The following is an 18,085-nucleotide window of genomic DNA, read 5'->3' as shown; positions in this document are numbered from 1 at the left end:
CGGGCATTTGCCCACACGCACTATTTGAGCCTTTGGGCGATACAAGGACGGTCAAGGATGGCGCAGTTTCCAGCCTCGGCGCCGCAGTTTGTGACTGTGGCAGAAGTTGCCGAACTGGCGCGTGTTTCGCGCATGACGGTATACCGGATGGTTCATTCTGGCGAGCTTCCGGCTGTCCGGGTTGGGGGCTCGTACCGGGTTCCGGTGTCTGCGGTTGAGCAGCTTCTGTCCGGTGGCATGGACCAGGCTGAGACCCTGGGCGCATAAGCCATTTTTGTGTTTTGGCTGTCTGCTGTAGACTTTCTAAGTTCTATCTGGCGGGCCAACGATCGGAGGTAACCTATGGGTTCCGTTATTAAGAAGCGTCGCAAGCGTATGTCGAAGAAGAAGCACCGCAAGCTGCTTCGTAAGACGCGCCACCAGCGTCGTAACAAGAAGTAAGTCGGGTTTCCCGATTCGAGCCGGCCTGAGGGCCGGTTCTCTTGTCTCTACGACCACGGTCGTAGGCCATGTGTGGTGGGGAACCGCCCACCTTGATAGAATCGTTTAAGATTTAACGAAAGGTGGAGGGTGATGGCGAACTGGTTGACCGAGCCGGAGCAGAGAGCGTGGAGGTCCTTCCTCACGGGGCAGGCCCGCGTGTTGGAGGCCATTAATCAGGACATGGTCACCGATTCCGGCCTCACCCTCAACGAATACGAGGTGCTGGTGCGCCTGTCGGAGTCCCCGGAGCGCAGGCTGCGCATGTCGAATCTGGCCGAGCACCTGGTCCACTCCCGCTCCCGCTTGACACACACGGTCAAGCGCCTCGAGGGGGCGGGCTACGTTGAACGCACCCGATGTCCGGAGGACCGGCGCGGCATCGTGTGTCATCTGACGGAGTCGGGCTTTGCCAAGCTGGAGCAGGCCGCCCCCAGGCATGTGGATTCGGTGCGCAAGAACCTGGTGGATTGCCTCAGCGCCGAAGAGTTCCTCCAGCTCGGCGAGCTGTTTGCCAAGATCGGCTCCTGTGAGGAGCCCGTGGCACAATAGTGCCCATGGATATTACGACCGTTCACCTGGTTCGCCACGGCGAAGTTCACAACCCCGAGGCCGTGCTGTACGGCCGCCGCCCTGGCTACCACCTGTCCGATCTGGGCCGGGAGATGGCCGACGAACTCGCCCTCGCCTTCGAGGACCACGACGTCCGTTGCGTCATCGCCTCCCCGCTCGAGCGTGCGGTGGAGACGGCCACCCCTACCGCGGAGCTATTCGGCCTTGAGATTGCCACGGACGCGCGCCTGATCGAGGCGGACAACATGTTTGAGGGCGTGCCGGTGAACAAGAACAGGTGGATTTTGGCCCACCCACGCTACTGGTCGTGGTACATCAATCCTTTTGAGCCCTCCTGGGGCGAGCCCTACCTTGAGGTCATCGAGCGGATGTCGCAGGCGATCGCCCGCGGGATTGACCAGGCGCGCGGTGGTGAGGCCGTGCTCGTGTCCCATCAGCTGCCGATTTGGACGATGCGCCGCTTCATCGAGGGCAAGACCATCGCCTCCGACCCGCGCAAGCGCGAGTGTTCGCTGTGCTCGGTCACGTCGCTCACGTTCGCCGGCAAGCAGCTACTCTCCCTCGATTACTGGGAGCCGGTGGGCCATCTGCTCCACCGGGCCGCCGACATGGTGCCGGGCACGTCCGAGGCCGCCGAGCTTTCCTAGGCTCACGACGCCGTCCGAGCGGCCCGCGTCTAACGGTTGCCGTACAGGCCGCCCTCCTCGTGGTCCTCGTCCGGGCGCTTGTCGTCCTCCTCGGGCAGGCGGCCCTCTTCGCGCATGCGCTCTTCGTAGGCGCGGCGCCGGTTGCGGGCTTCGAGGCGGGCGAGGAACTCCGGGTCGTCGTCGGGAGCGACGGGGCCGCGCGGCTTTTGCGGGCGCGCGAACGGGCTCTGCCCGCCGAACGACGGCGAGGAGTAGCCGGAGGTGAAGATGTGCTGCTGGTACTTGAAGTACAGCCAGATCAGTGCACCGAGCACGGGCACGAGCGCGATGAGAACCAGCCACAGCGGCTTGGAGATCTTGGCGGGCATGGAGGAAGAATCGGTGCGCGCGCAGTCGATGAACGTGTAGATGATCAGCGCGAGCCCGAAGATAATAGGCAATACTCTCAGCACAGCTTCACCCTAGTTCACTTTGATGTGGAACTGTAGCGCTCACGCCGTGAGCGAGATGATGAGGACGATGGCGTAGCACAGCTCGAACAGGCCGGTGTCGCGAAGGACAGGGATGAGATCGCGGCCGGCCGCGCCCTTCAACACTGGCGGGGTGAGGAGGATCGGGCCGAGCGCGATGGCGATCGCGCCCATGAGCACCGGCCAACTTCCAACCCCGATCATGACGGCGCAGGCCAGCGCCCCCACAAGCATGGCCACGTAGGCCCAGCGAGCCCGGTTATCGCCGAGGCGGACGGCGAGGGTGCGCTTGCCGGTTACGGAGTCGGTGGGGATGTCGCGGATGTTGTTGATCATGAGTAGCGCGCAGGCGATGAGCCCCACACCGGTGCCGGCCACCCACGCCATCCAGGGCGCCGTGCCGGTTTGGGTGTAGGTGGTGCCGACCGTGGCCATGTAGCCGAAGAAGATCATGACGAACACTTCGCCCAGGCCCATGTAGCCGTACGGGTGCTCGCCTCCGGTGTAGTACCAGGCGGCCAGGATCGCCGCGGCGCCGGCGCCAATGAGCCACCACTGGCCGCTCAGTGCTACGAGCGCGAGTCCGGCGGCCGCGCCGAGCGCGAAGCAGGTAAACGCCGCGGCCTTGACCACCGTGGGCGAGGTCTTGCCGCCGCCGGTGAGACGGGGCGGGCCACTGCGGACGTCGTCGGTGCCACGCACCCCGTCCGAGTAGTCGTTGGCGAAATTCACCCCGATCTGGAAGAAAAGTGCGATCCCGGCGGCGAGCAACGCGCGGGGCAGGGAAAAGCCGCCCTCGTGGATGGCGACTCCGGTGCCCGCCAGCACGGGCGCCACCGCCGCGGGGAGCGTGCGGATGCGCGCACCTTCGAGCCAATCATTGAGGGTTGCCATGTACCTGCCTTTCAGATCTGGTCATTCTACAGCCCGAGGTAGTCCTCGACGATATCGGCTAGCTTGCGCCGGTTGACCTTGCCCGAATCTGTCATCGGCAGGCCCCCGATGTCGGAAACGCCCACGACGTACGTGGGCGCCCAGCCCTCGCCAAGCTCGAGCTTGACCCAGCTGCGCATCACCGTAATATCGCAGCTTTGCGCGGCGTTGTCCGTGTCGTCGACGACGGCGACTACCGCTTCGCCCCACTCCAGGTGAGGCACCCCGACGACGACGGCCCGCCGGCCCGTCTTCGCTAGGGACTCCTCGATGAGCTGGGGCATGACGGTGAGCCCGCCGGTGGTGATGGCGTCGTCGATCCGGCCGAGGACCTCGAGCACACCGGCGCCTAGCCTCCCGGCGTCGCGGGTGAGGTGGGTGGCGGGGGAGCCGGGCGCGCGGAGGCGGCCGGGCGGGTCGAACGCGGCGTCGGTGCCCAGATAACAGGTGGCGACCGCGCTACCGCGCAGGGAGATGCGACCGTCGGTGATCAAGATTTCGGTGTCGCCGATGGGGCGCCCGTCGTAGACGCAGCCGCCGCAGGTCTCGGTCATGCCATAAGAAGTGTGGACTTCCAGGCCGGTGGAGCGGGCGGCGCCGAGCAGGGCGGTGTCGGTGGCCGCACCTCCCACCAGCACGATCGCGCCGCGCACGGCCCCCGTCAGCTCGGGGGTGGCGAGGATGCGGCGCAGCTGGGTGGGGACCACGGAGAGGTAGGTGGGCACGCCGGGTGCGGTGTCGGGGTGGAGGGCGGCGCGGGTGGCGGCCGGGTCGGTGAGGCCCACGTAGGCCGGGCGGAAGGCTGCCGCGCGCTCCGGGGTGGCCCCGGCGGCGAGCGCCTCGAGCTCGGCGAGCGCGCTGCGGGCCACGGTCTGGAAGCCGGCGATGTGGTCGAGGGGAAGCTGGCAGGCCCAGCGGCCGGGCCCGCCGAAAGCGGCGTGCGTGGCGCGCGCGGACGCGGTGAGGGAGTCCCAGGAGATGGCAACGATTTTGCCCTGCCCGGTGGTGGAGCCGGACGTGCGCATGAGCAGGCCCGTGTCGTCGGGGATAGGAAATCCCGCCGCCTCGAAGCCCCCCACCTCGGCGACCACCGCGTCCCGATCCGTCCCGGGCGCGACCACGAACAGCGGCTCGGGGACGCCACCGGCGAGCCACGTGCGCAAGGCGGGCAGGACGGCGTCGTGAACGCGGGCAAGGGCGGAGGCGCCGCGACCGCCGTCGATGATCTTCATCCCTCTATCGTTGCCGCGCGGGCGGCGCACTTCAAATCGCGGCGCTCACCAGGCCATGCCGCGGCGGGCGATCGAGAAGCTGGAGGCGAACAGGCACAGCGTCACGGTGCCGACCAGCACCAGCGTGCCGAACGTGCCCAGCCACATGAGCGCGCCGATCCCGGTGCCACGCGAGAGCAGGGTGGCGCCGAGGGCGAGGGTGCCGATGGGGAAGGTCAGCGCCCACCAGCCCGGCGCGAACGGCATGCGGCCGATAAACCCGCGGACGGTCATCACCGTGGCCCACGCCACCAGCGGTACGCCGATCACCAGCATGAAGTACCCATAGGCGTTGGCCACGTCCTGTGCGCTGCCCGCGTAGTCGGGGAGCAGCATGTAGGTGGACTGCAGGGCCACCGACTGGGCGGCCGCCGTCGACTGCCCTACCATGCCGAGCGGAATCCAGGCGCTCGCGCTCGCGGCCAACGGCAACGGCTCCACCCGCCAATGGTGGCGGTAGGCGGTGGCGAACACGGCCACGCCCAGGAAGAGGGAGAGGAAGAAGGCGGCCGCGGAGGTCGTTAGCAGCCAGAACTGGAACGTCTCTGACACGTGCGGCACGAGTCCGGCGCCCGTGGTCGAGGCGACCATCGGCCCGACCACGGCCAGGCCCCACACCGTAGTCGGCGCGCCAAGGTCCTTGCCCACCAGTCGCGTCGCGAAGCCGAGCGCCGTGATGATGCCGATTGTAGCGCCGACGATCCAGGTGACGGTGTCGATGTGCCAGGCGGCGTCGGTCAGGTGCGGCCAGTGCGCGGGCACGATCGTGGCGGTGGCCGAGCCGACCGAGAGGATGCCCATCGACACGGTGCCCCACATCGGGGTCTGCGTGGAGTCGCGCAACGTGATCGAGAACGCGTCGCGCGAAAGCGAGATCCGCACGATGTAGCCCACGATCAGCGTGACGAGCACCGCCCAGGCGATCGCGAGAACGACGACGGCGGCCGCGCCCGCACCCGGCAAATGGTCCGAGTGGGTCTGGAGCAGGTTGGCTAGGATGCCCGTGCCCATGGCGGCCGGGAACCAGGCCGGGCCGATGGGAGGGAGCTTGGGGGCCGGCGTCGTAGACGGCGCGGGCACAGGGGTGTGCGTGGGGGCGTGCGTGGAAGACTGTTTCGCGTTCACCCTTCCAGGGTGCTCCTCCAACAGGTTGTCTGAGAAGTGGTTGGTTGGCCGCGTCGCTCACAATGCGGGACGCAACCCCACGAGCAGGGGCGACGCGCGGGCGCGGGCGGTAGTGTGTGCGACATGACGAACCGATCTTGGAGCGTACTGGCTGCCGCGGTGGTCGCACTCGTGCCCACGGCGGCGCTCGTCGTCGATAACGTCGTCTACTATGTCTCGCCGCGGGTCGGGGATGAGACGCCGTGGCTCGTGTCGAACGCCCTGGTGACGGGCACGCCGGTCGCGATCGTTGCTCACGTCCTCTGGTTCCTCTGTGTTGCGGCAGTCTACCTCGCGATGCGCCGGGGAGGGGGCTGGGGATTCGAGAGCAGGGAACTACGCAGGCTTTAGCCCCACCCTCGTTTTCCTTAGCCCAATCATCGTGGGCGGCGCGGAGGAGATCGCGAACGTTGGCATCATTGCACTGCTCTCGCGCCGTTACGGGCGCGGCTGGGGTTTCATCCTTGCCGTGTCGGCACTGGTACGCGGCGTCATCCACCTGCACCACGGGTCGCTGGCCATCCTGCTCGGCTTCCTTCCACTGTCAGTTTTCGCGGTGGCCTTCTTCCGCACGACGGCGATGGTGAGCCCTCTCGTGGTCGGGCACATGCTGTGGAACTATGTGGCGCAGGCGAACGGGGCGATCGGCCAGTCCCTCGCAAGAGAGATCTCTTACCCCCTCGTCACCTACCTGCTTCCGCTGGCAACGGTTGGCCTGCTCGTGATGGCGATCCTACGCTCCTGCGGTTGGCAAACGTCGCGCCTGCGAGAACCGTAGCGGCTCACGCATAAAACGGGAAGCTCGACCAGTCCGGGGCCCGCTTCTCCAGGAAGGCATCACGCCCCTCCTGCGCTTCTGCCGTCATGTAGGCCAGGCGGGTGGCTTCCCCGGCGAAGACCTGCTGGCCGGCCAGCCCGTCGTCGGCGAGGTTGAAGGCGAACTTTAGCATGCGCAGGGCCTGCGGGGACTTCGTGGACATGATGCGGGCGTAATCGAGCGCCTTGTCCTCCAGCTCGGCGTGGGGGACCGCCTCGTTGACCACGCCCCAGCGTTCGGCGTCGTGAGCCGAGTACTCGCGGGCGAGGAAGAAGATCTCGCGGGCGCGCTTGTCACCCACCTGCCGGGCAAGGAGCGCGGCGCCGTAACCGCCGTCGAAGGAGCCGACGTTGGCGTCCACCTGCATGAAACGCGCGTGCTCGATCGAGGCAAGTGAGAGGTCGCACAGCACGTTGAGCGAGTGCCCGCCGCCCGTGGCCCAACCGCTGATCGCGCCGATGAAGATCATGCCCGAAGTGCGCATGAGGCGCTGGACCTCGAGGATGTGCAGGCGCCCGGCGTGTGAGGTCTCGGCCCGGGTGGCGGCGTTGGCCGCGGCGTCGTCCTCCCCGCCATACTTGTAGCCGTCCCGGCCGCGAATGCGCTGGTCGCCACCGGAGCAAAATGCCCAACCGCCGTCCTTCGGGCTCGGGCCGTTGCCCGTGAGGATCACTGTGCCCACCTCTCCCGACAGCCGCGCGTGGTCGATCGCGCGGTAGAGCTGGTCGACCGTCTCGGGCCGGAACGCGTTGCGCACCTGTGGCCGGTTGAAAGCGATGCGGGCAACCGGGAGGTCGCGCTCGGCAACGGGGCGGTCGTCGTCGTACACGCGCTCGACGCCGCGGTGGTAGGTGATGTCGGCGTCGGGGAAGCCGGGCACGGCGCGCCAGCGACGCGGGTCGAAGATGTCGGAAACCTTGTGGGGCAGGGCAGTGATAGTCATGCCACCATTGTGCCTTATGGTGGAACGGTGAAGTTCTACGTCTACCGCCTTGCGCTCAAAAACCGCTTCCGGCGCCTCACTGAGCGCGACGGGCTGCTCGTCAAGGGCGAGCGCTGGGGCGAGGTGAGCCCGTTTTGGGATTACGACGCCGTGGAGTCGGCTCGCTGGCTGGCCGCCGGTGTCGAGGCCGCGGCCGGGCTGCCCGCCCCGTTGCGCGGCGCCGTGCCGGTCAACGAGACCATCCCGGCAGTGGATGCGGAGGTAGCCTACGCGTTGGCCGCGGCGTCGAGCTGCGCCACGTTCAAGGTGAAGATCGCTGATCACGCGGGCGCGCTTGCCGAGGACCTGGCGCGGTTGGAGGCCGTGCGGGCCGCGCAACCGGCGGCGAAGATCCGGGTGGACGCGAATGCTGCGTGGGACGTTGACACGGCCGTAGCCCAGATCCGGCAGATGGACCGTGCCGCCGGGAGACTCGAATACGTCGAGCAGCCCTGCCCTGGCGTGGAGGATTTGGCGAAGGTGCGCCGGCGCGTGGACGTGCCAATCGCCGCCGACGAATCCATCCGCCGCGGCGCCGACCCCCTCGAGGTGGTGCGCCGCGAGGCCGCCGACGTGGCCGTCCTCAAGAACCAGCCGCTTGGGGGCGTGCGCGCCGCGCTTGCGCTCGCCGAGGCGCTCGCCATGCCGGTGGTTGTCTCCTCTGCGCTCGAAAGCTCGGTGGGCCTGCGGGCCGGACTCGCCTTCGCCGCCGCCCTGCCCGAGCTGCCGCACGCCTGCGGGCTTGCCACCACGCGGCTCTTCGTGGACGACGTCGTGGCCGAGCCGCTCGCGCCCAAGGGCGGGCAGATCGCGGTGCGCGACGTCGTTCCCGACCCGGCGCGCAGCCTACCCGTGGGGGCCGAGTTGGCCTGCGCCTGGGAACGGCGGCTAGCACAGATGTGGGAGGTGGCCGAGGGGGCAGGGCATGTGCGCGGCGAATACGAATTCATGGGAGGGCTAGCGTGAACGAGCAGGTAGAGGCGTCAACGCGGATGGCGCGCGAGATCGTGGCCGAACTGGTACGCCAGGGGGTGCGGCGCTTCGTGCTGTGCCCCGGATCGCGGTCGGCACCGCTCGCGTACGCGCTCGCGGACGCCGAGGCCGCCGGCGTGGTCGAGCTCCACGTGGAGACCGACGAGCGGGTGGCAGGCTTCGTGGCCCTGGGCTCGGGGCTCGCGGGGCAGGTGGCGGCGGTGGTCACGACGTCGGGCTCGGCCGTTGCGAACCTGCACCCGGCGGTGGAGGAGGCGCGGTATGCGGGCGTGCCGCTCATCGTGCTCGCCGCGGACCGGCCGCACGAGCGGCGAGGCGTGCGGGCCTCCCAGACCGCCGACCACCGCGGCGTGCTCGAGGGCTCCGTGCGCTTCGTGGCCGAGATCGCGGCCGACGCGCCGGCCCTACGCGGGCAGGTGGTGCGGGCAGCCCGGGCTGCGACGCGCCAGGCCGGGCCTGTGCTCATCAACGTGGCCTTCCGCGAACCGCTCATGCCGGGCGGGCCGTGGGAGAGCGTTGCCGAGGACTGCGGGCGCGCGGGCGCGGGTGACCTTGGCGAGGGCGGTGTGGGCGAGGGCCTGGGCGCTGGTCGGCGGACGGTCGTCGTTGCCGGGCCGTCGAGTAGGTCGAACCCGCTGTACGCGCGGGAGCTGCCAGACCTGGGCGGGGTGCCGATCCTCGCCGAGCCGACCTCCGAGCTGCGCGGGCACCCGAACGCCGTGGCCGCCCACCCGCTCCTGTTGCGCACTGGGCTGGGGGAGCGGATCGAGCGAGTGGTGGTGCTTGGGCATCCCACCCTCACGCGCGACGTGTCAGTCTTGCTTTCCGCCGGCGAGGTCTACGCTGTGGACGAGGCCGTCGGTTACACGGACGTGGCCGGGATCGCGGAGGTCGTGGAGCTTGCCGACGTGCCCGGGCTCGTGGCGGGCTCGCCTGATTTGTGGCTGGCCGAGTGGCAGGAGGCCTCCCATTGCGCCGAGGTGGCGATCGAGGAAGCGCTGGCGGAGGCCGGGATGTCGACGCCGGCGATCGCGCGGTCCCTCACCGAATCGCCGGTGCCCACCCACCTGGCCGCGTCCACCATCATCCGCGAGGTCAACCTCTATGGGCGTGCGCCGGCCGGGCCGCTGTACGCCAACCGGGGGCTTGCCGGCATCGACGGCACGATGTCCACCGCCATCGGCACCGCGCTCGCCACGGGTCAGCCCACCCGTGTGGTGGTCGGCGACCTCGCCTTCATCCACGACGCCACCTCGCTCGTGGCCACCGCGAGGCAGGCCGGGCCGAGGCTCGACGTCGTCGTCATCGACGATCACGGCGGCTCGCTGTTCTCCACTCTCGAATACGGGGCCGGGCCCGAAGAGACCTACGATCGAGTGTTCCGCACCGAGAAGCGCCTGGACGTGGAGGCGTTCGCGCGGGCCGTGGGGGCGCAATACGTGCGCGTGCGGGAGATGGCGGAGCTGCGGGAGGCGCTGGCAGGGCAGTTCGGGGTGCGGATCGTGCACATCGACGCCGGGCGCGTGCCCATGGCCGCCGAACGTGCCGCCCGCCAGGGCCTGGCCGAGCGAGTGCTCGCCGCACTGGGGAGTTAGGCGGATGGCCGGCTAGGAGGAGGTGGTGTCTGGCCGGCAAACGCCGCCGATAATCTGGCCCGGCGGGTCTCGTTCGCGCCTGGCTCCGGGTGTGCCCGGCGTAAGTCGTGAATCTGAGATCGACCTGGTGCCTATGGGAATCGGTAGCCGGTATTTTCACGAGTTCTGTCGGAGGGGCCCTGGAACTGGGTGCCCGGCGCCGGCCCGGGCGCCGGTAATCTGCCGGGCAATCTAGCCCCAGAGGGAGGCGACGGGGAGTGCGGCGAGGCGATCGCCGAGGAGACGCCCGCGGCTGTCTGTGGTGAGGACATATCCGGCGATGAAGCGCTCGCCCAGCTGATCACGCAACCACGTCAGGTGCTTGTAATCGACAGTCCCAACAGAGGACGCTGCCTTGACTTCCAAGGCGATGACGCGGCCGTCGTCGAGTTCAATGACCAGGTCGATTTCGCGGCCGTCCGGGCTGCGGTAGTGGAAGAGCTCCCATTCCTCCGAGGACCAGGTCTTCTGGCGAAGCAACTCGCTTGCCACGAATGCCTCCAGCATCCCGCCGAACGCCTGGCCTCGAACGAGGTCCTTGAGCGTGGCCGGTTTTGCGCCGGTGAGCCACATGCCAAGGCCGGGGTCGCTGATGACGACCTTGTGGCGGCCCACCTCACGCTTGAGCAGATTGGGTGTCCACGGCGGCAAGAGGTCCACGAGGAACAGCCCTTCGAGCAGGCGCAGGTACTGCGCGGCAGTGCTTGCCGGAATGCTGAGCTCATTGGCCAAACGGCCGATAACCACCTCCGATCCTTGCACAGCAGAAAGCGTGCGAAGCAACGCCGTCACCTGCTCTGGGCGCTGGATCTTCGATAGGTCCTGGATATCCCGTGAGGTCACACGGGTGGTGTACGACCTCATCCACGTTTGTCTCATCCGCTCTGGAAGGTGTTGCGCTTCTGGCATGGAGCCGCGGGATATCGCGTCGACGTAATCGCTACGGGTCAGCGGCGAGGTCTCGCCTGCGGGGTTGAGCCTGCCGAGCGTGCGCGAAACGAAGTCATCCCGCATGCCGCTCAGCTCTCCCTGGCTAAAGCCGCGCATCTGCAAGCTGGCCACTCGGCCGGCCAGGCTGTCCGCGGCGGCAGTACCCGTCGTCAGCTGAGAGCTACCAGTAATCAGAAAGCGGCCGGGTCTGCGGTAGCGATCGATCTCGGCCTTCAGCGAGAGAATGAGCTCGGGCACCCGTTGAAACTCGTCAATGACCAGCATGCCGCCGGGGTTCTGAGCAAGAAAACCCCTGGGATCATCGAGAGCGACGCTTCGAGTTTCCGGGTCGTCCATCGTGAAGCTCGCAACTGACGTGCCGGCTGACGCCAACTCCTCGGAAACCTGCTGGGTGAGCGTCGACTTTCCCACCTGCCGTGCACCCAGAACCTCGACAGCCGGGAAATGATCCGTCAGCTGCCGGAGGAGGGGTGCTGAATTCCTTGGGATAATAGCGCTCATGCAGGTTATCCTAGGTACTATTCGCTTGGGCGTCTAGGCATTTCTGTTGATTGGTGGCAAGGTGCTCTGTGGTTTGGTGGCAATATGCTATGTGCTTTGGTGGCAAGGTGCTCTGTGATTTAGTGGCTGGGTCCAGCCGGCGGCCGGTGTGGGTAACTGGTGAGTCTGGGGCCGGAAGGGGCGTTTTTACTGACGAGACTTCTCAGGTTTACCTGTTGTCTACGGACGAGCCGGCGCGGAGGCGCGCCCGGGCCGGAACTCCCAGCCAAGTTTCAGGAATTCTTCACTCTTTGAAAAGATTAAAGATGGAATCTGTTCCTATAGCCGGCATCCCGGCGTTGGAAAGGAGAACGAATGAACGAGCATGAGGAACGCGGCCCCGCCGACGACACATCGGCCCCCCAGGGCGCGAACCCGGTAGCAGGTAAACCTGAAATATCGCCGGCGCAGACCCTGGCTGAGACCCCGGTCGAGGATGAGAGCGGAGCGCGCACGGAGTCGGCGCCCGCGGCATCGTCGCACGAGGAGGGCCCGGCGCCCATGATGCCGGCGCGGGAGGAGCGCCCGGCACGGGCAGAGGAGGGCCCGGCGCCCGCCGAGCAGACGCATGACGCCGCCCCGACTTTCCGCCCGACGCCGGCGGCAGAGCAGCGTCCCTCGCCCATGCCAGCTCCGGTATCTGGCCAGGTGCCGAATAACCCGGAGCGCGTGCCGGGTGCGGGTGCCGGCGTCGTCCCGGGAGCTCCCGAGCACCCCAAGGTGTATCGCAGCTCGGAGGCAGGAGTGCCCCGCCCGGCAGAACAGCCGGCGCAGACGGTTTCTCAGGGGCAGGCCGGCCAGGCGGCGCGGCCTACACAGTCGGGACAACCGGCTCCGCAGGCGCAGCTCAGCCAGCCCGCCGGCTCGAGCCATCCGACGCAGCCGTTGCAGCCGACCCGGCCCACCCAGCCGTTGCCTGTGGCCGGCGGTTTCGCCAACCCGAACGGCCCGTCGGGCTACGGCCCGCAGCCAGGCCAGCCCGGCAACCCGAACCAGCCGGGCCACCCCGGCCAACCCGGCTCCGGCCAGGCCCCTGCGTGGGCCACACCTCAGCCGGCGAAGAAGCGCCGCCGCGGCCCGGGTTGGATGGCCCTCATCGCGGTAGGCCTCATCGCCTCACTGCTGGGTGGATCAATCGGAGTGGGTGTGGTGTCGGCACGGTGGGGTACGGCCCGCCCGGCGGCGATGCCGACGTCGACAACGTCGGGAGTAACCGAGACGGTCTCGAACGTGGATGGCACGGACTGGCAGGCGGTGGCTGCAGCGGTTAGCAACGCGGTGGTCTCGATTAACGTGAGTGGCGCGAAGGGTGACACTGCCGGATCGGGCTTCATTATTGACGAAGACGGCCACATCATTACGAACGACCACGTGGTCTCGGGCGCGGACCAGGTCTACGTCACTCTCTCCGATTCCCGGGTCTACCAGGCGGAGATCGTCGGCACCGACGCGGCGACCGACCTCGCGGTCATCAAACTGGTCAACCCGCCGAAGGACCTCACCGTGGCCCGCTTCGGTGACTCCTCGGCCCTCAAGGTTGGCCAGCCCGTGGCCGCGATCGGCAACCCGCTCGGCCTGTCCTCGACCATGACCACCGGCATCATCTCCGCCCTCGACCGCCCGGTCCAGACCGTCAGCGAGTCCAGCCCGGCGTCGGCTACGCGCGTGGTGACGAACGCTGTCCAGATCGACGCGGCGGTCAACCCCGGCAACTCGGGCGGCCCGGTCTTCGATTCGAGCGGCGCGGTGATCGGCGTCGCCTCCTCGATCGCCACCCTGTCCGGGAGCGAGTCCAGCCAGTCCGGCTCGATCGGCCTGGGCTTCGCGATCCCGATCAATCTCGCCAAGACCATCGCCAATCAGCTGATCAACAACGGCGTGGCCGAGCACGCATTCCTGGGCGTGAGCATTGTCGACGGCGTCGGCCAGGCTGACGGCACGAACTGGAAGGGTGCAAAGATCGGCCGGGTGGAGCCCGGCACGCCGGCCGCGGAGGCGAACCTGCAGGAGGGCGACGTGATCCTCAAGATCGGCGACCGCGATGTCGCCTCGGCGCTCGCGCTCACGGGTTACGTGCGCCAGTTCAGTTCCGGCGACGTCGTCACCCTGCTCGTGGCCCGCACCGGGGAGTTGGTGAACGTGGACGTCACGCTCGCCACCCGCGCCGACCAGAACTAACGTCCCGCCCTGCGGCAGCCGCGGCTACCGCCCACAGGGCCTTACCCTCCGAGTGCGCCGAGCACGGGAGCAAGCTTCGCTTCCGTCTCGGCGTATTCGGCGTCCGGGTCGGAGTCGGCCATGATGCCGCCGCCGGCCCACGCGATTGCCTGCCGCCCCTCGATCCGGGCGCAGCGCAGCGCGATGCACCATTCGCCCCCGCGGGTGTCCATCCACCCCACGGGCGCGCCATAGCGGTCGCGGTCGATACCTTCTATTTCTGCGATCGTGTCGAGCGCGCGCAACGTGGGCGTGCCGCCGAGCGCCGCCGTCGGGTGAAGCGCGCCCGCCACCTGCAACGACGTCGCCTCAATCTCCAACTCCGCCCGCACCTGTGTGGCCAGGTGCAACACGTTGGGCAGGGTGAGCACCTCGGTGGGCGCCACCTCCACCCGGCCGAGCTTTTCCAGCTTCTCCACCACGGACTCCACGGCCAGCCGGTGCTCGCAGGCGTCCTTCGCCGAATCCAGCAGCGCCTGCACGTCCGCCTCGCCGCGGGGGAGCGTGCCGGCCAGCACCTTGACCTCCACCTCGCGCCCCGTGCCCGCGGCCAGCAGCTCCGGGGTGGCCCCCACCAGTCCGTCCACCGCGAACGTCCAGCACTGCGGGTAGGCCGCCGCCAGCCGTGCCACCACGTAGCGTTCGTCGATCTCGCGTTCGGCCTCCACCTGCAGCTCGCGCGCCAGCACCACCTTGCGCACGCTCCCCGCCGCGATCCGCTCCTGGATCCGCGTCACCTTGTCGCGGTAAACCGCCACATCGACGTCGTCGGCGCGCACCTTCCCGTGGCTGGCGTAGCTTCCCGACGACGGCCGAAGCGCGGCGTCCACCAGCGCCAGGGCATCCGGGGTGAGGGTGTCGAAGACGTCAAGGTCGGCGGGGCCGATGAAGGTTAGCCAACCGACCTCTCCGTCGAATCCCACCACCACTTGGGGCACGATGAGCGCAGAACCGACGGGCGAATCGGCGGCGAAGGCGAACGAGCCCATGCTCACAAGCCCGGTGCCGGGGCGGAGAAGCGTGTCACGAATCTCTGCGGCCTGCACCACCTCGATCCACCACTGCGAGGCGAGCGCGAAGCGGGTGCCCGCCCCGTCGCGCCCGTGGTCGTAACGGGCGGCCTCGCCTGCGGCAATGAAGCCGCACCCGTCCTTCAGCCACGCGAGCGCGCCAGCCGACGCGGGCATGAGCTCGGTCAAAACCGGGGGCGTAGGCAGGGCGGTTGTCTGGGCTCGCAGGTGTGGAATGGTAAACACGAATAACGATCTTACGTGCCAAGATGGTTAAATGCAGTCATGAAACGAGCCACTCTGGAGAAGGTCCCGGCGGACGTCGCAGCGATGTTTGACCAGGTGTCCTCCAAATACGACCGCACCAACTTCATCCTCACCTTCGGCCTCATCGACGTGTGGAGAGTCGCCACCCGTGAGGCGATCGCGCCCGGCCCCGGCATGTCTATCCTCGACATCGCCGCAGGCACGGGCTCCTCGTCGGTCACGTATGCAACCGCGGGGGCCGACGTCGTCGCCTCCGACATCTCCGAGGGAATGATGGAGAAGGGGCGCCTGCGTCACCCCGAACTGAAGTTCGTCCAGGCCGACGCCACGAACCTGCCGTTCGAGGACGATTCCTTCGACGTCACCACCATTTCTTACGGACTTCGCAACGTCAACGATCCGGATAAGGCTCTGCGCGAGATGTTGCGCGTGACGAAGCCGGGCGGCAAGCTCGTGGTGACCGAATTTTCACGGCCCACCTTCGCGCCCTTCCGCCGCGCCTACCGCTTCTTCCTGGCCGACGTGCTGCCCACCATCGCCTTCGCGGTTTCGTCCGACGCCGAGGCCTACGACTACCTCGTGGAGTCGATCCTGTCCTGGCCGCGCCAGGAGGTTTTTGCGAAGCGGATCCAAGAGGCCGGGTGGAGCGATGTGGAGTATCGCAACCTGTCGAACGGGGTCGTGGCCTTGCATCGTGCGACCAAGCCGATCGAGCGTTGATGGGCCACCTATTTGCGCAAGTCAACTGTGCTGTTAATACCCGCACCATAATTTTTCAAGCCCCTAACAGTTGCGTAGACTTGGGCCGTTATGGCGAGATTTCGTGCTCGCCGGCGAAAGGTGGTGGCTATGAGGGAGCATGCTGACGTGATCGTCGTCGGCGGTGGTCCTGCCGGAGCAGCCACCGCACACTACCTCGCACAAAACGGTATCGACGTGCTCGTGCTGGAAAAGGCAACCTTCCCGCGTGACAAGATCTGTGGCGACGGGCTGACCCCGCGCGCGGTGTCAGAACTCATCCGCATGGGCATCTCCCTGCCCGAGGAGGAGGGCTGGGTGCGCAACTACGGCGTGCGCGCGTATGGCGCCGGCCACATGATCGAGGTGCCCTGGCCCGAGCTGGCCTCCATGCCTTCATGGGGGAGCGCCAACCGGCGCGTGGACTTCGACCACATGCTCATCCGCCACGCCGTGGCCTCCGGGGCCCGCCTGCGCGAGGGCGTCACGGTCACAGGCCCGCTCATCCACGAGCCCTCCGGCCGCGTCGTGGGCGTCACCGCCCGCTCGAGTGCCGACCGCAAGAAGGAGATGACCTTCTCCGCCCGCTTCGTGGTCGACGCCGGGGGAGTGGCCGCGCGGCTGTCAATCGCGGTGGGGCGGGAGAAGGACATGATGCGCCCGATGGGCGTGGCCTACCGCACCTACTTCGAATCCCCGCTGGCCAGCACCGACATGATGGAGTCCTGGCTGGAGCTGTGGGCGGGCAAGCCCGGTGAATCCGAGCAACTGCCCGGCTACGCGTGGGCGTTCGCCGTGGGGGACGGGCTCATCAACGTGGGGCTCGGCTCCCTGTCGTCCACCGCGAAGGCCACTGGCGTCGATCACCGCAAGGTCTTCCAGCAGTGGCTGGCCAACACCCCCGAGGAGTGGCAGATGAACGCCGACACCCAGCGCGGCCCGATCCGCGGCGCCGCGCTGCCCATGGCGTTCAACCGCAAGCCGCACTACGCGAGCGGGCTGGTGCTGGTGGGCGACGCGGGCGGCATGGTCTCGCCCTTCAATGGAGAGGGCATCGGGCCCGCGCTACTGGCGGGCCGCCTGGCCGCCGACTCGATCGCCCAGGCCCTGACCCACGGCCCTCTCGGTGCCCAAGACCGGGTGATGGCCGAATACCCGCGCCAGCTGGGCGCCGAGCTCGGCGGCTACTACACGTTGGGACGGGTCTTCGCCGCGCTCATCGAGCGCCCTGAGATCATGCACCTGTGCGTCAAGTACGGCCTGCCGCGCTCCACGCTCATGACCCTGGTGATGAAGCTCCTGTCCGATTCATATGATCGCCACGACGGGGATTGGATGGATCGTCTCATCACGGCGCTGTCGAAGGCGGTGCCGCGCGCATGAGCACATTTTTTCGTGGGCAAAACTGTAAAGTGAGAAGTGGTGCACACATGAGCGCCCACTTTTCGAAGATGAAAGAACATGTGGAGGACTGATGTATTCGTATGTTCCGCTTCTCGTGATGATCATTGCCGGTGGCGTGGTCGCGGTTGCCGGCCTTTTGGTGTCGGCAATCATTGGCCCCAAGCGCTACAACCGCGTCAAGGTCGCGAACTACGAGTGCGGCCTTGAAGCCACCCCGAACGCGGGGCACGAGGGCCGCTTCCCGATCAAGTACTTCTTGACGGCCATGACTTTCATTATTTTCGACATCGAGGTGGTCTTCCTCTACCCGTGGGCGGTCTCGGCCGGCTACCTCGGGCTGGCGGGTGTCATCTCGATTGGCGTCTTTGTTTTCCTCATCACCGTCCCGTTCATTTACGAATGGCGTCGTGGCGGCCTGGAGTGGGAGTGAAATAAATGGGAATTGAAGAAAAGGCATCCGGCAAGCTCCTCACGGGTATCGAGGCCGTCGGCGGCTGGGCGCAGGCCCGTTCGCTTTGGCCCGTCACCATGGGCCTTGCCTGCTGCGCTATTGAGATGATGTCGTTCGGTGCCGTGCGCTACGACGCCTCGCGAATCGGCATGGAGGTCTTCCGCGCCTCGCCGCGTCACGCAGACCTCATGCTGGTCTCCGGCCGTGTGAGTCACAAGATGGCCCCGGTTGTGCGCAACATTTATGACGAGCTCGCCGAGCCCAAGTGGGTCATCTCGATGGGCGTGTGCGCCTCCTCGGGCGGCATGTTCAACAACTACGCCATCTTGCAGGGCATCGACCACCTCGTGCCGGTGGACGTGTACCTGCCAGGCTGCCCGCCGCGCCCGGAGATGCTGATCAACGCCATCTTCGAGCTGCGCAGGCACCACGTTGAGGGCCGCCCGATCGGCGAACACCGTAAGGAGATCGCGCGCAAGGCCGAGCAGGCCGCACTTGCTGCGATCCCCGTCGAAGAGAAGAAGGGACTGCTGGCGTGAGTGA

The 18,085-nt window shown here is 67.6% G+C and carries 20 protein-coding genes; 13 read left to right on the top strand and 7 right to left on the bottom strand.

Annotated features, from left to right (window positions below; translation table 11 throughout):
* The first annotated feature begins 57 nt into the window (after positions 1 to 57).
* The 4 genes from QPC17_RS07180 to QPC17_RS07165 all read left to right on the top strand — a co-directional run bounded on the left by QPC17_RS07180 (position 58) and on the right by QPC17_RS07165 (position 1,700).
* Positions 58 to 267 (top strand): helix-turn-helix domain-containing protein, encoded by a 210-nt coding sequence (locus QPC17_RS07180; protein ID WP_062613352.1) that lies wholly within the window; start codon positions 58 to 60, stop codon positions 265 to 267.
* A gap of 75 nt (positions 268 to 342) precedes the next feature.
* Positions 343 to 441: a 30S ribosomal protein bS22 gene (locus tag QPC17_RS07175; protein ID WP_005504750.1), complete on the top strand. Its 99-nt coding sequence runs from the start codon at positions 343 to 345 to the stop codon at positions 439 to 441.
* Between the two features lie 132 nt (positions 442 to 573).
* The gene (locus QPC17_RS07170; protein WP_285347163.1) at positions 574 to 1,032 is read left to right on the top strand and encodes a MarR family winged helix-turn-helix transcriptional regulator; all 459 of its coding nucleotides are present in this window, start codon (positions 574 to 576) and stop codon (positions 1,030 to 1,032) included.
* Between the two features lie 5 nt (positions 1,033 to 1,037).
* A complete protein-coding gene (locus QPC17_RS07165; protein WP_062613355.1) occupies positions 1,038 to 1,700 on the top strand; it encodes a histidine phosphatase family protein in 663 nt (220 codons plus the stop codon).
* Between the two features lie 29 nt (positions 1,701 to 1,729).
* Here the strand turns inward: QPC17_RS07165 and QPC17_RS07160 are convergent, their stop codons facing one another.
* From QPC17_RS07160 to QPC17_RS07145, 4 genes are read right to left on the bottom strand one after another with little or no spacing between them, the layout of a single operon-like run.
* On the bottom strand, positions 1,730 to 2,152 hold the full coding sequence (locus QPC17_RS07160) for a PLD nuclease N-terminal domain-containing protein (protein ID WP_285347162.1): 423 nt from the start codon (positions 2,150 to 2,152) through the stop codon (positions 1,730 to 1,732).
* Between the two features lie 39 nt (positions 2,153 to 2,191).
* Positions 2,192 to 3,064, bottom strand: a complete 873-nt coding sequence (locus QPC17_RS07155) for a 1,4-dihydroxy-2-naphthoate polyprenyltransferase (RefSeq protein ID WP_062613358.1) — start codon at positions 3,062 to 3,064, stop codon at positions 2,192 to 2,194.
* Positions 3,065 to 3,090: 26 nt separating this feature from the next.
* Entirely contained in the window at positions 3,091 to 4,335 is a 1,245-nt protein-coding gene (locus tag QPC17_RS07150; RefSeq protein WP_068538647.1) for an AMP-binding protein, read from the bottom strand.
* Positions 4,336 to 4,380: 45 nt separating this feature from the next.
* Positions 4,381 to 5,499: a TDT family transporter gene (locus QPC17_RS07145; RefSeq protein WP_201783152.1), complete on the bottom strand. Its 1,119-nt coding sequence runs from the start codon at positions 5,497 to 5,499 to the stop codon at positions 4,381 to 4,383.
* Positions 5,500 to 5,622: 123 nt separating this feature from the next.
* Between QPC17_RS07145 and QPC17_RS07140 the strand changes: the two genes are divergently transcribed.
* Together QPC17_RS07140 and QPC17_RS07135 are read left to right on the top strand one after the other, a co-directional pair.
* Positions 5,623 to 5,889: a hypothetical protein gene (locus QPC17_RS07140; RefSeq protein WP_285347161.1), complete on the top strand. Its 267-nt coding sequence runs from the start codon at positions 5,623 to 5,625 to the stop codon at positions 5,887 to 5,889.
* 31 nt (positions 5,890 to 5,920) lie between these two features.
* Positions 5,921 to 6,316 (top strand): CPBP family glutamic-type intramembrane protease, encoded by a 396-nt coding sequence (locus tag QPC17_RS07135; protein ID WP_068538648.1) that lies wholly within the window; start codon positions 5,921 to 5,923, stop codon positions 6,314 to 6,316.
* A gap of 4 nt (positions 6,317 to 6,320) precedes the next feature.
* Here the strand turns inward: QPC17_RS07135 and QPC17_RS07130 are convergent, their stop codons facing one another.
* Positions 6,321 to 7,298 carry a 1,4-dihydroxy-2-naphthoyl-CoA synthase gene (locus QPC17_RS07130; RefSeq protein ID WP_285347160.1) on the bottom strand — a complete coding sequence of 326 codons (978 nt, stop codon included), beginning with the start codon at positions 7,296 to 7,298 and terminating at the stop codon, positions 6,321 to 6,323.
* A gap of 27 nt (positions 7,299 to 7,325) precedes the next feature.
* Between QPC17_RS07130 and QPC17_RS07125 the strand changes: the two genes are divergently transcribed.
* Together QPC17_RS07125 and menD are read left to right on the top strand one after the other, a co-directional pair.
* On the top strand, positions 7,326 to 8,303 hold the full coding sequence (locus QPC17_RS07125; RefSeq protein WP_068538649.1) for an o-succinylbenzoate synthase: 978 nt from the start codon (positions 7,326 to 7,328) through the stop codon (positions 8,301 to 8,303).
* Positions 8,300 to 9,925 carry a 2-succinyl-5-enolpyruvyl-6-hydroxy-3-cyclohexene-1-carboxylic-acid synthase gene (gene menD / locus QPC17_RS07120; RefSeq protein WP_285347159.1) on the top strand — a complete coding sequence of 542 codons (1,626 nt, stop codon included), beginning with the start codon at positions 8,300 to 8,302 and terminating at the stop codon, positions 9,923 to 9,925. The genes QPC17_RS07125 and menD overlap by 4 nt, the downstream gene beginning before the upstream one ends.
* A 231-nt stretch (positions 9,926 to 10,156) precedes the next feature.
* Here menD and QPC17_RS07115 read toward each other — a convergent pair whose 3' ends face one another.
* A complete protein-coding gene (locus QPC17_RS07115) occupies positions 10,157 to 11,416 on the bottom strand; it encodes an ATP-binding protein (RefSeq protein WP_070447814.1) in 1,260 nt (419 codons plus the stop codon).
* A 354-nt stretch (positions 11,417 to 11,770) separates the two neighbouring features.
* Here QPC17_RS07115 and QPC17_RS07110 point away from each other — a divergent pair, with 354 nt between their 5' ends.
* On the top strand, positions 11,771 to 13,633 hold the full coding sequence (locus QPC17_RS07110; protein WP_285347158.1) for a S1C family serine protease: 1,863 nt from the start codon (positions 11,771 to 11,773) through the stop codon (positions 13,631 to 13,633).
* Between the two features lie 41 nt (positions 13,634 to 13,674).
* On the opposite strand, the gene QPC17_RS07105 is transcribed toward QPC17_RS07110, so the two are convergent.
* Positions 13,675 to 14,928, bottom strand: coding sequence for an isochorismate synthase (locus tag QPC17_RS07105; protein ID WP_285347157.1), 1,254 nt, complete (start codon positions 14,926 to 14,928; stop codon positions 13,675 to 13,677).
* A 39-nt stretch (positions 14,929 to 14,967) separates the two neighbouring features.
* On the opposite strand from QPC17_RS07105, the gene QPC17_RS07100 reads away from it, so the two are divergent.
* From QPC17_RS07100 to QPC17_RS07085, 4 genes are all read left to right on the top strand, one after another.
* A complete protein-coding gene (locus QPC17_RS07100) occupies positions 14,968 to 15,669 on the top strand; it encodes a class I SAM-dependent methyltransferase (protein WP_068538654.1) in 702 nt (233 codons plus the stop codon).
* Between the two features lie 129 nt (positions 15,670 to 15,798).
* Complete coding sequence (locus QPC17_RS07095; RefSeq protein ID WP_062613377.1) at positions 15,799 to 17,070, top strand: geranylgeranyl reductase family protein; 1,272 nt, start codon at positions 15,799 to 15,801, stop codon at positions 17,068 to 17,070.
* A gap of 91 nt (positions 17,071 to 17,161) precedes the next feature.
* On the top strand, positions 17,162 to 17,521 hold the full coding sequence (gene ndhC / locus QPC17_RS07090) for an NADH-quinone oxidoreductase subunit A (protein ID WP_062613379.1): 360 nt from the start codon (positions 17,162 to 17,164) through the stop codon (positions 17,519 to 17,521).
* 5 nt (positions 17,522 to 17,526) lie between these two features.
* Positions 17,527 to 18,081 carry an NADH-quinone oxidoreductase subunit B gene (locus QPC17_RS07085; RefSeq protein WP_285347156.1) on the top strand — a complete coding sequence of 185 codons (555 nt, stop codon included), beginning with the start codon at positions 17,527 to 17,529 and terminating at the stop codon, positions 18,079 to 18,081.
* Positions 18,082 to 18,085: the final 4 nt, after the last annotated feature.

Origin of the sequence: Trueperella bernardiae (assembly GCF_030246965.1) — a bacterium.
Taxonomy (GTDB): Bacteria; Actinomycetota; Actinomycetes; order Actinomycetales; family Actinomycetaceae; genus Trueperella; species Trueperella bernardiae.
Note: the sequence above shows the minus strand (reverse complement) of the source record. Positions and strands in the feature narration are given on the sequence as shown.

What these genes read in the sequence shown, in the direction of transcription:
- QPC17_RS07180 (WP_062613352.1), top strand. Translation starts at nt 58, where the DNA reads ATGGCGCAGTTTCCAGCCTCGGCGCCGCAGTTTGTGACTGTGGCAGAA.
- QPC17_RS07175 (WP_005504750.1), top strand. Translation starts at nt 343, where the DNA reads ATGGGTTCCGTTATTAAGAAGCGTCGCAAGCGTATGTCGAAGAAGAAG.
- QPC17_RS07170 (WP_285347163.1), top strand. Translation starts at nt 574, where the DNA reads ATGGCGAACTGGTTGACCGAGCCGGAGCAGAGAGCGTGGAGGTCCTTC.
- QPC17_RS07165 (WP_062613355.1), top strand. Translation starts at nt 1,038, where the DNA reads ATGGATATTACGACCGTTCACCTGGTTCGCCACGGCGAAGTTCACAAC.
- QPC17_RS07155 (WP_062613358.1), bottom strand. Translation starts at nt 3,064, where the DNA reads ATGGCAACCCTCAATGATTGGCTCGAAGGTGCGCGCATCCGCACGCTC.
- QPC17_RS07150 (WP_068538647.1), bottom strand. Translation starts at nt 4,335, where the DNA reads ATGAAGATCATCGACGGCGGTCGCGGCGCCTCCGCCCTTGCCCGCGTT.
- QPC17_RS07140 (WP_285347161.1), top strand. Translation starts at nt 5,623, where the DNA reads ATGACGAACCGATCTTGGAGCGTACTGGCTGCCGCGGTGGTCGCACTC.
- QPC17_RS07130 (WP_285347160.1), bottom strand. Translation starts at nt 7,298, where the DNA reads ATGACTATCACTGCCCTGCCCCACAAGGTTTCCGACATCTTCGACCCG.
- QPC17_RS07115 (WP_070447814.1), bottom strand. Translation starts at nt 11,416, where the DNA reads ATGAGCGCTATTATCCCAAGGAATTCAGCACCCCTCCTCCGGCAGCTG.
- QPC17_RS07110 (WP_285347158.1), top strand. Translation starts at nt 11,771, where the DNA reads ATGAACGAGCATGAGGAACGCGGCCCCGCCGACGACACATCGGCCCCC.
- QPC17_RS07100 (WP_068538654.1), top strand. Translation starts at nt 14,968, where the DNA reads ATGAAACGAGCCACTCTGGAGAAGGTCCCGGCGGACGTCGCAGCGATG.
- QPC17_RS07095 (WP_062613377.1), top strand. Translation starts at nt 15,799, where the DNA reads ATGAGGGAGCATGCTGACGTGATCGTCGTCGGCGGTGGTCCTGCCGGA.
- ndhC (WP_062613379.1), top strand. Translation starts at nt 17,162, where the DNA reads ATGTATTCGTATGTTCCGCTTCTCGTGATGATCATTGCCGGTGGCGTG.
- QPC17_RS07085 (WP_285347156.1), top strand. Translation starts at nt 17,527, where the DNA reads ATGGGAATTGAAGAAAAGGCATCCGGCAAGCTCCTCACGGGTATCGAG.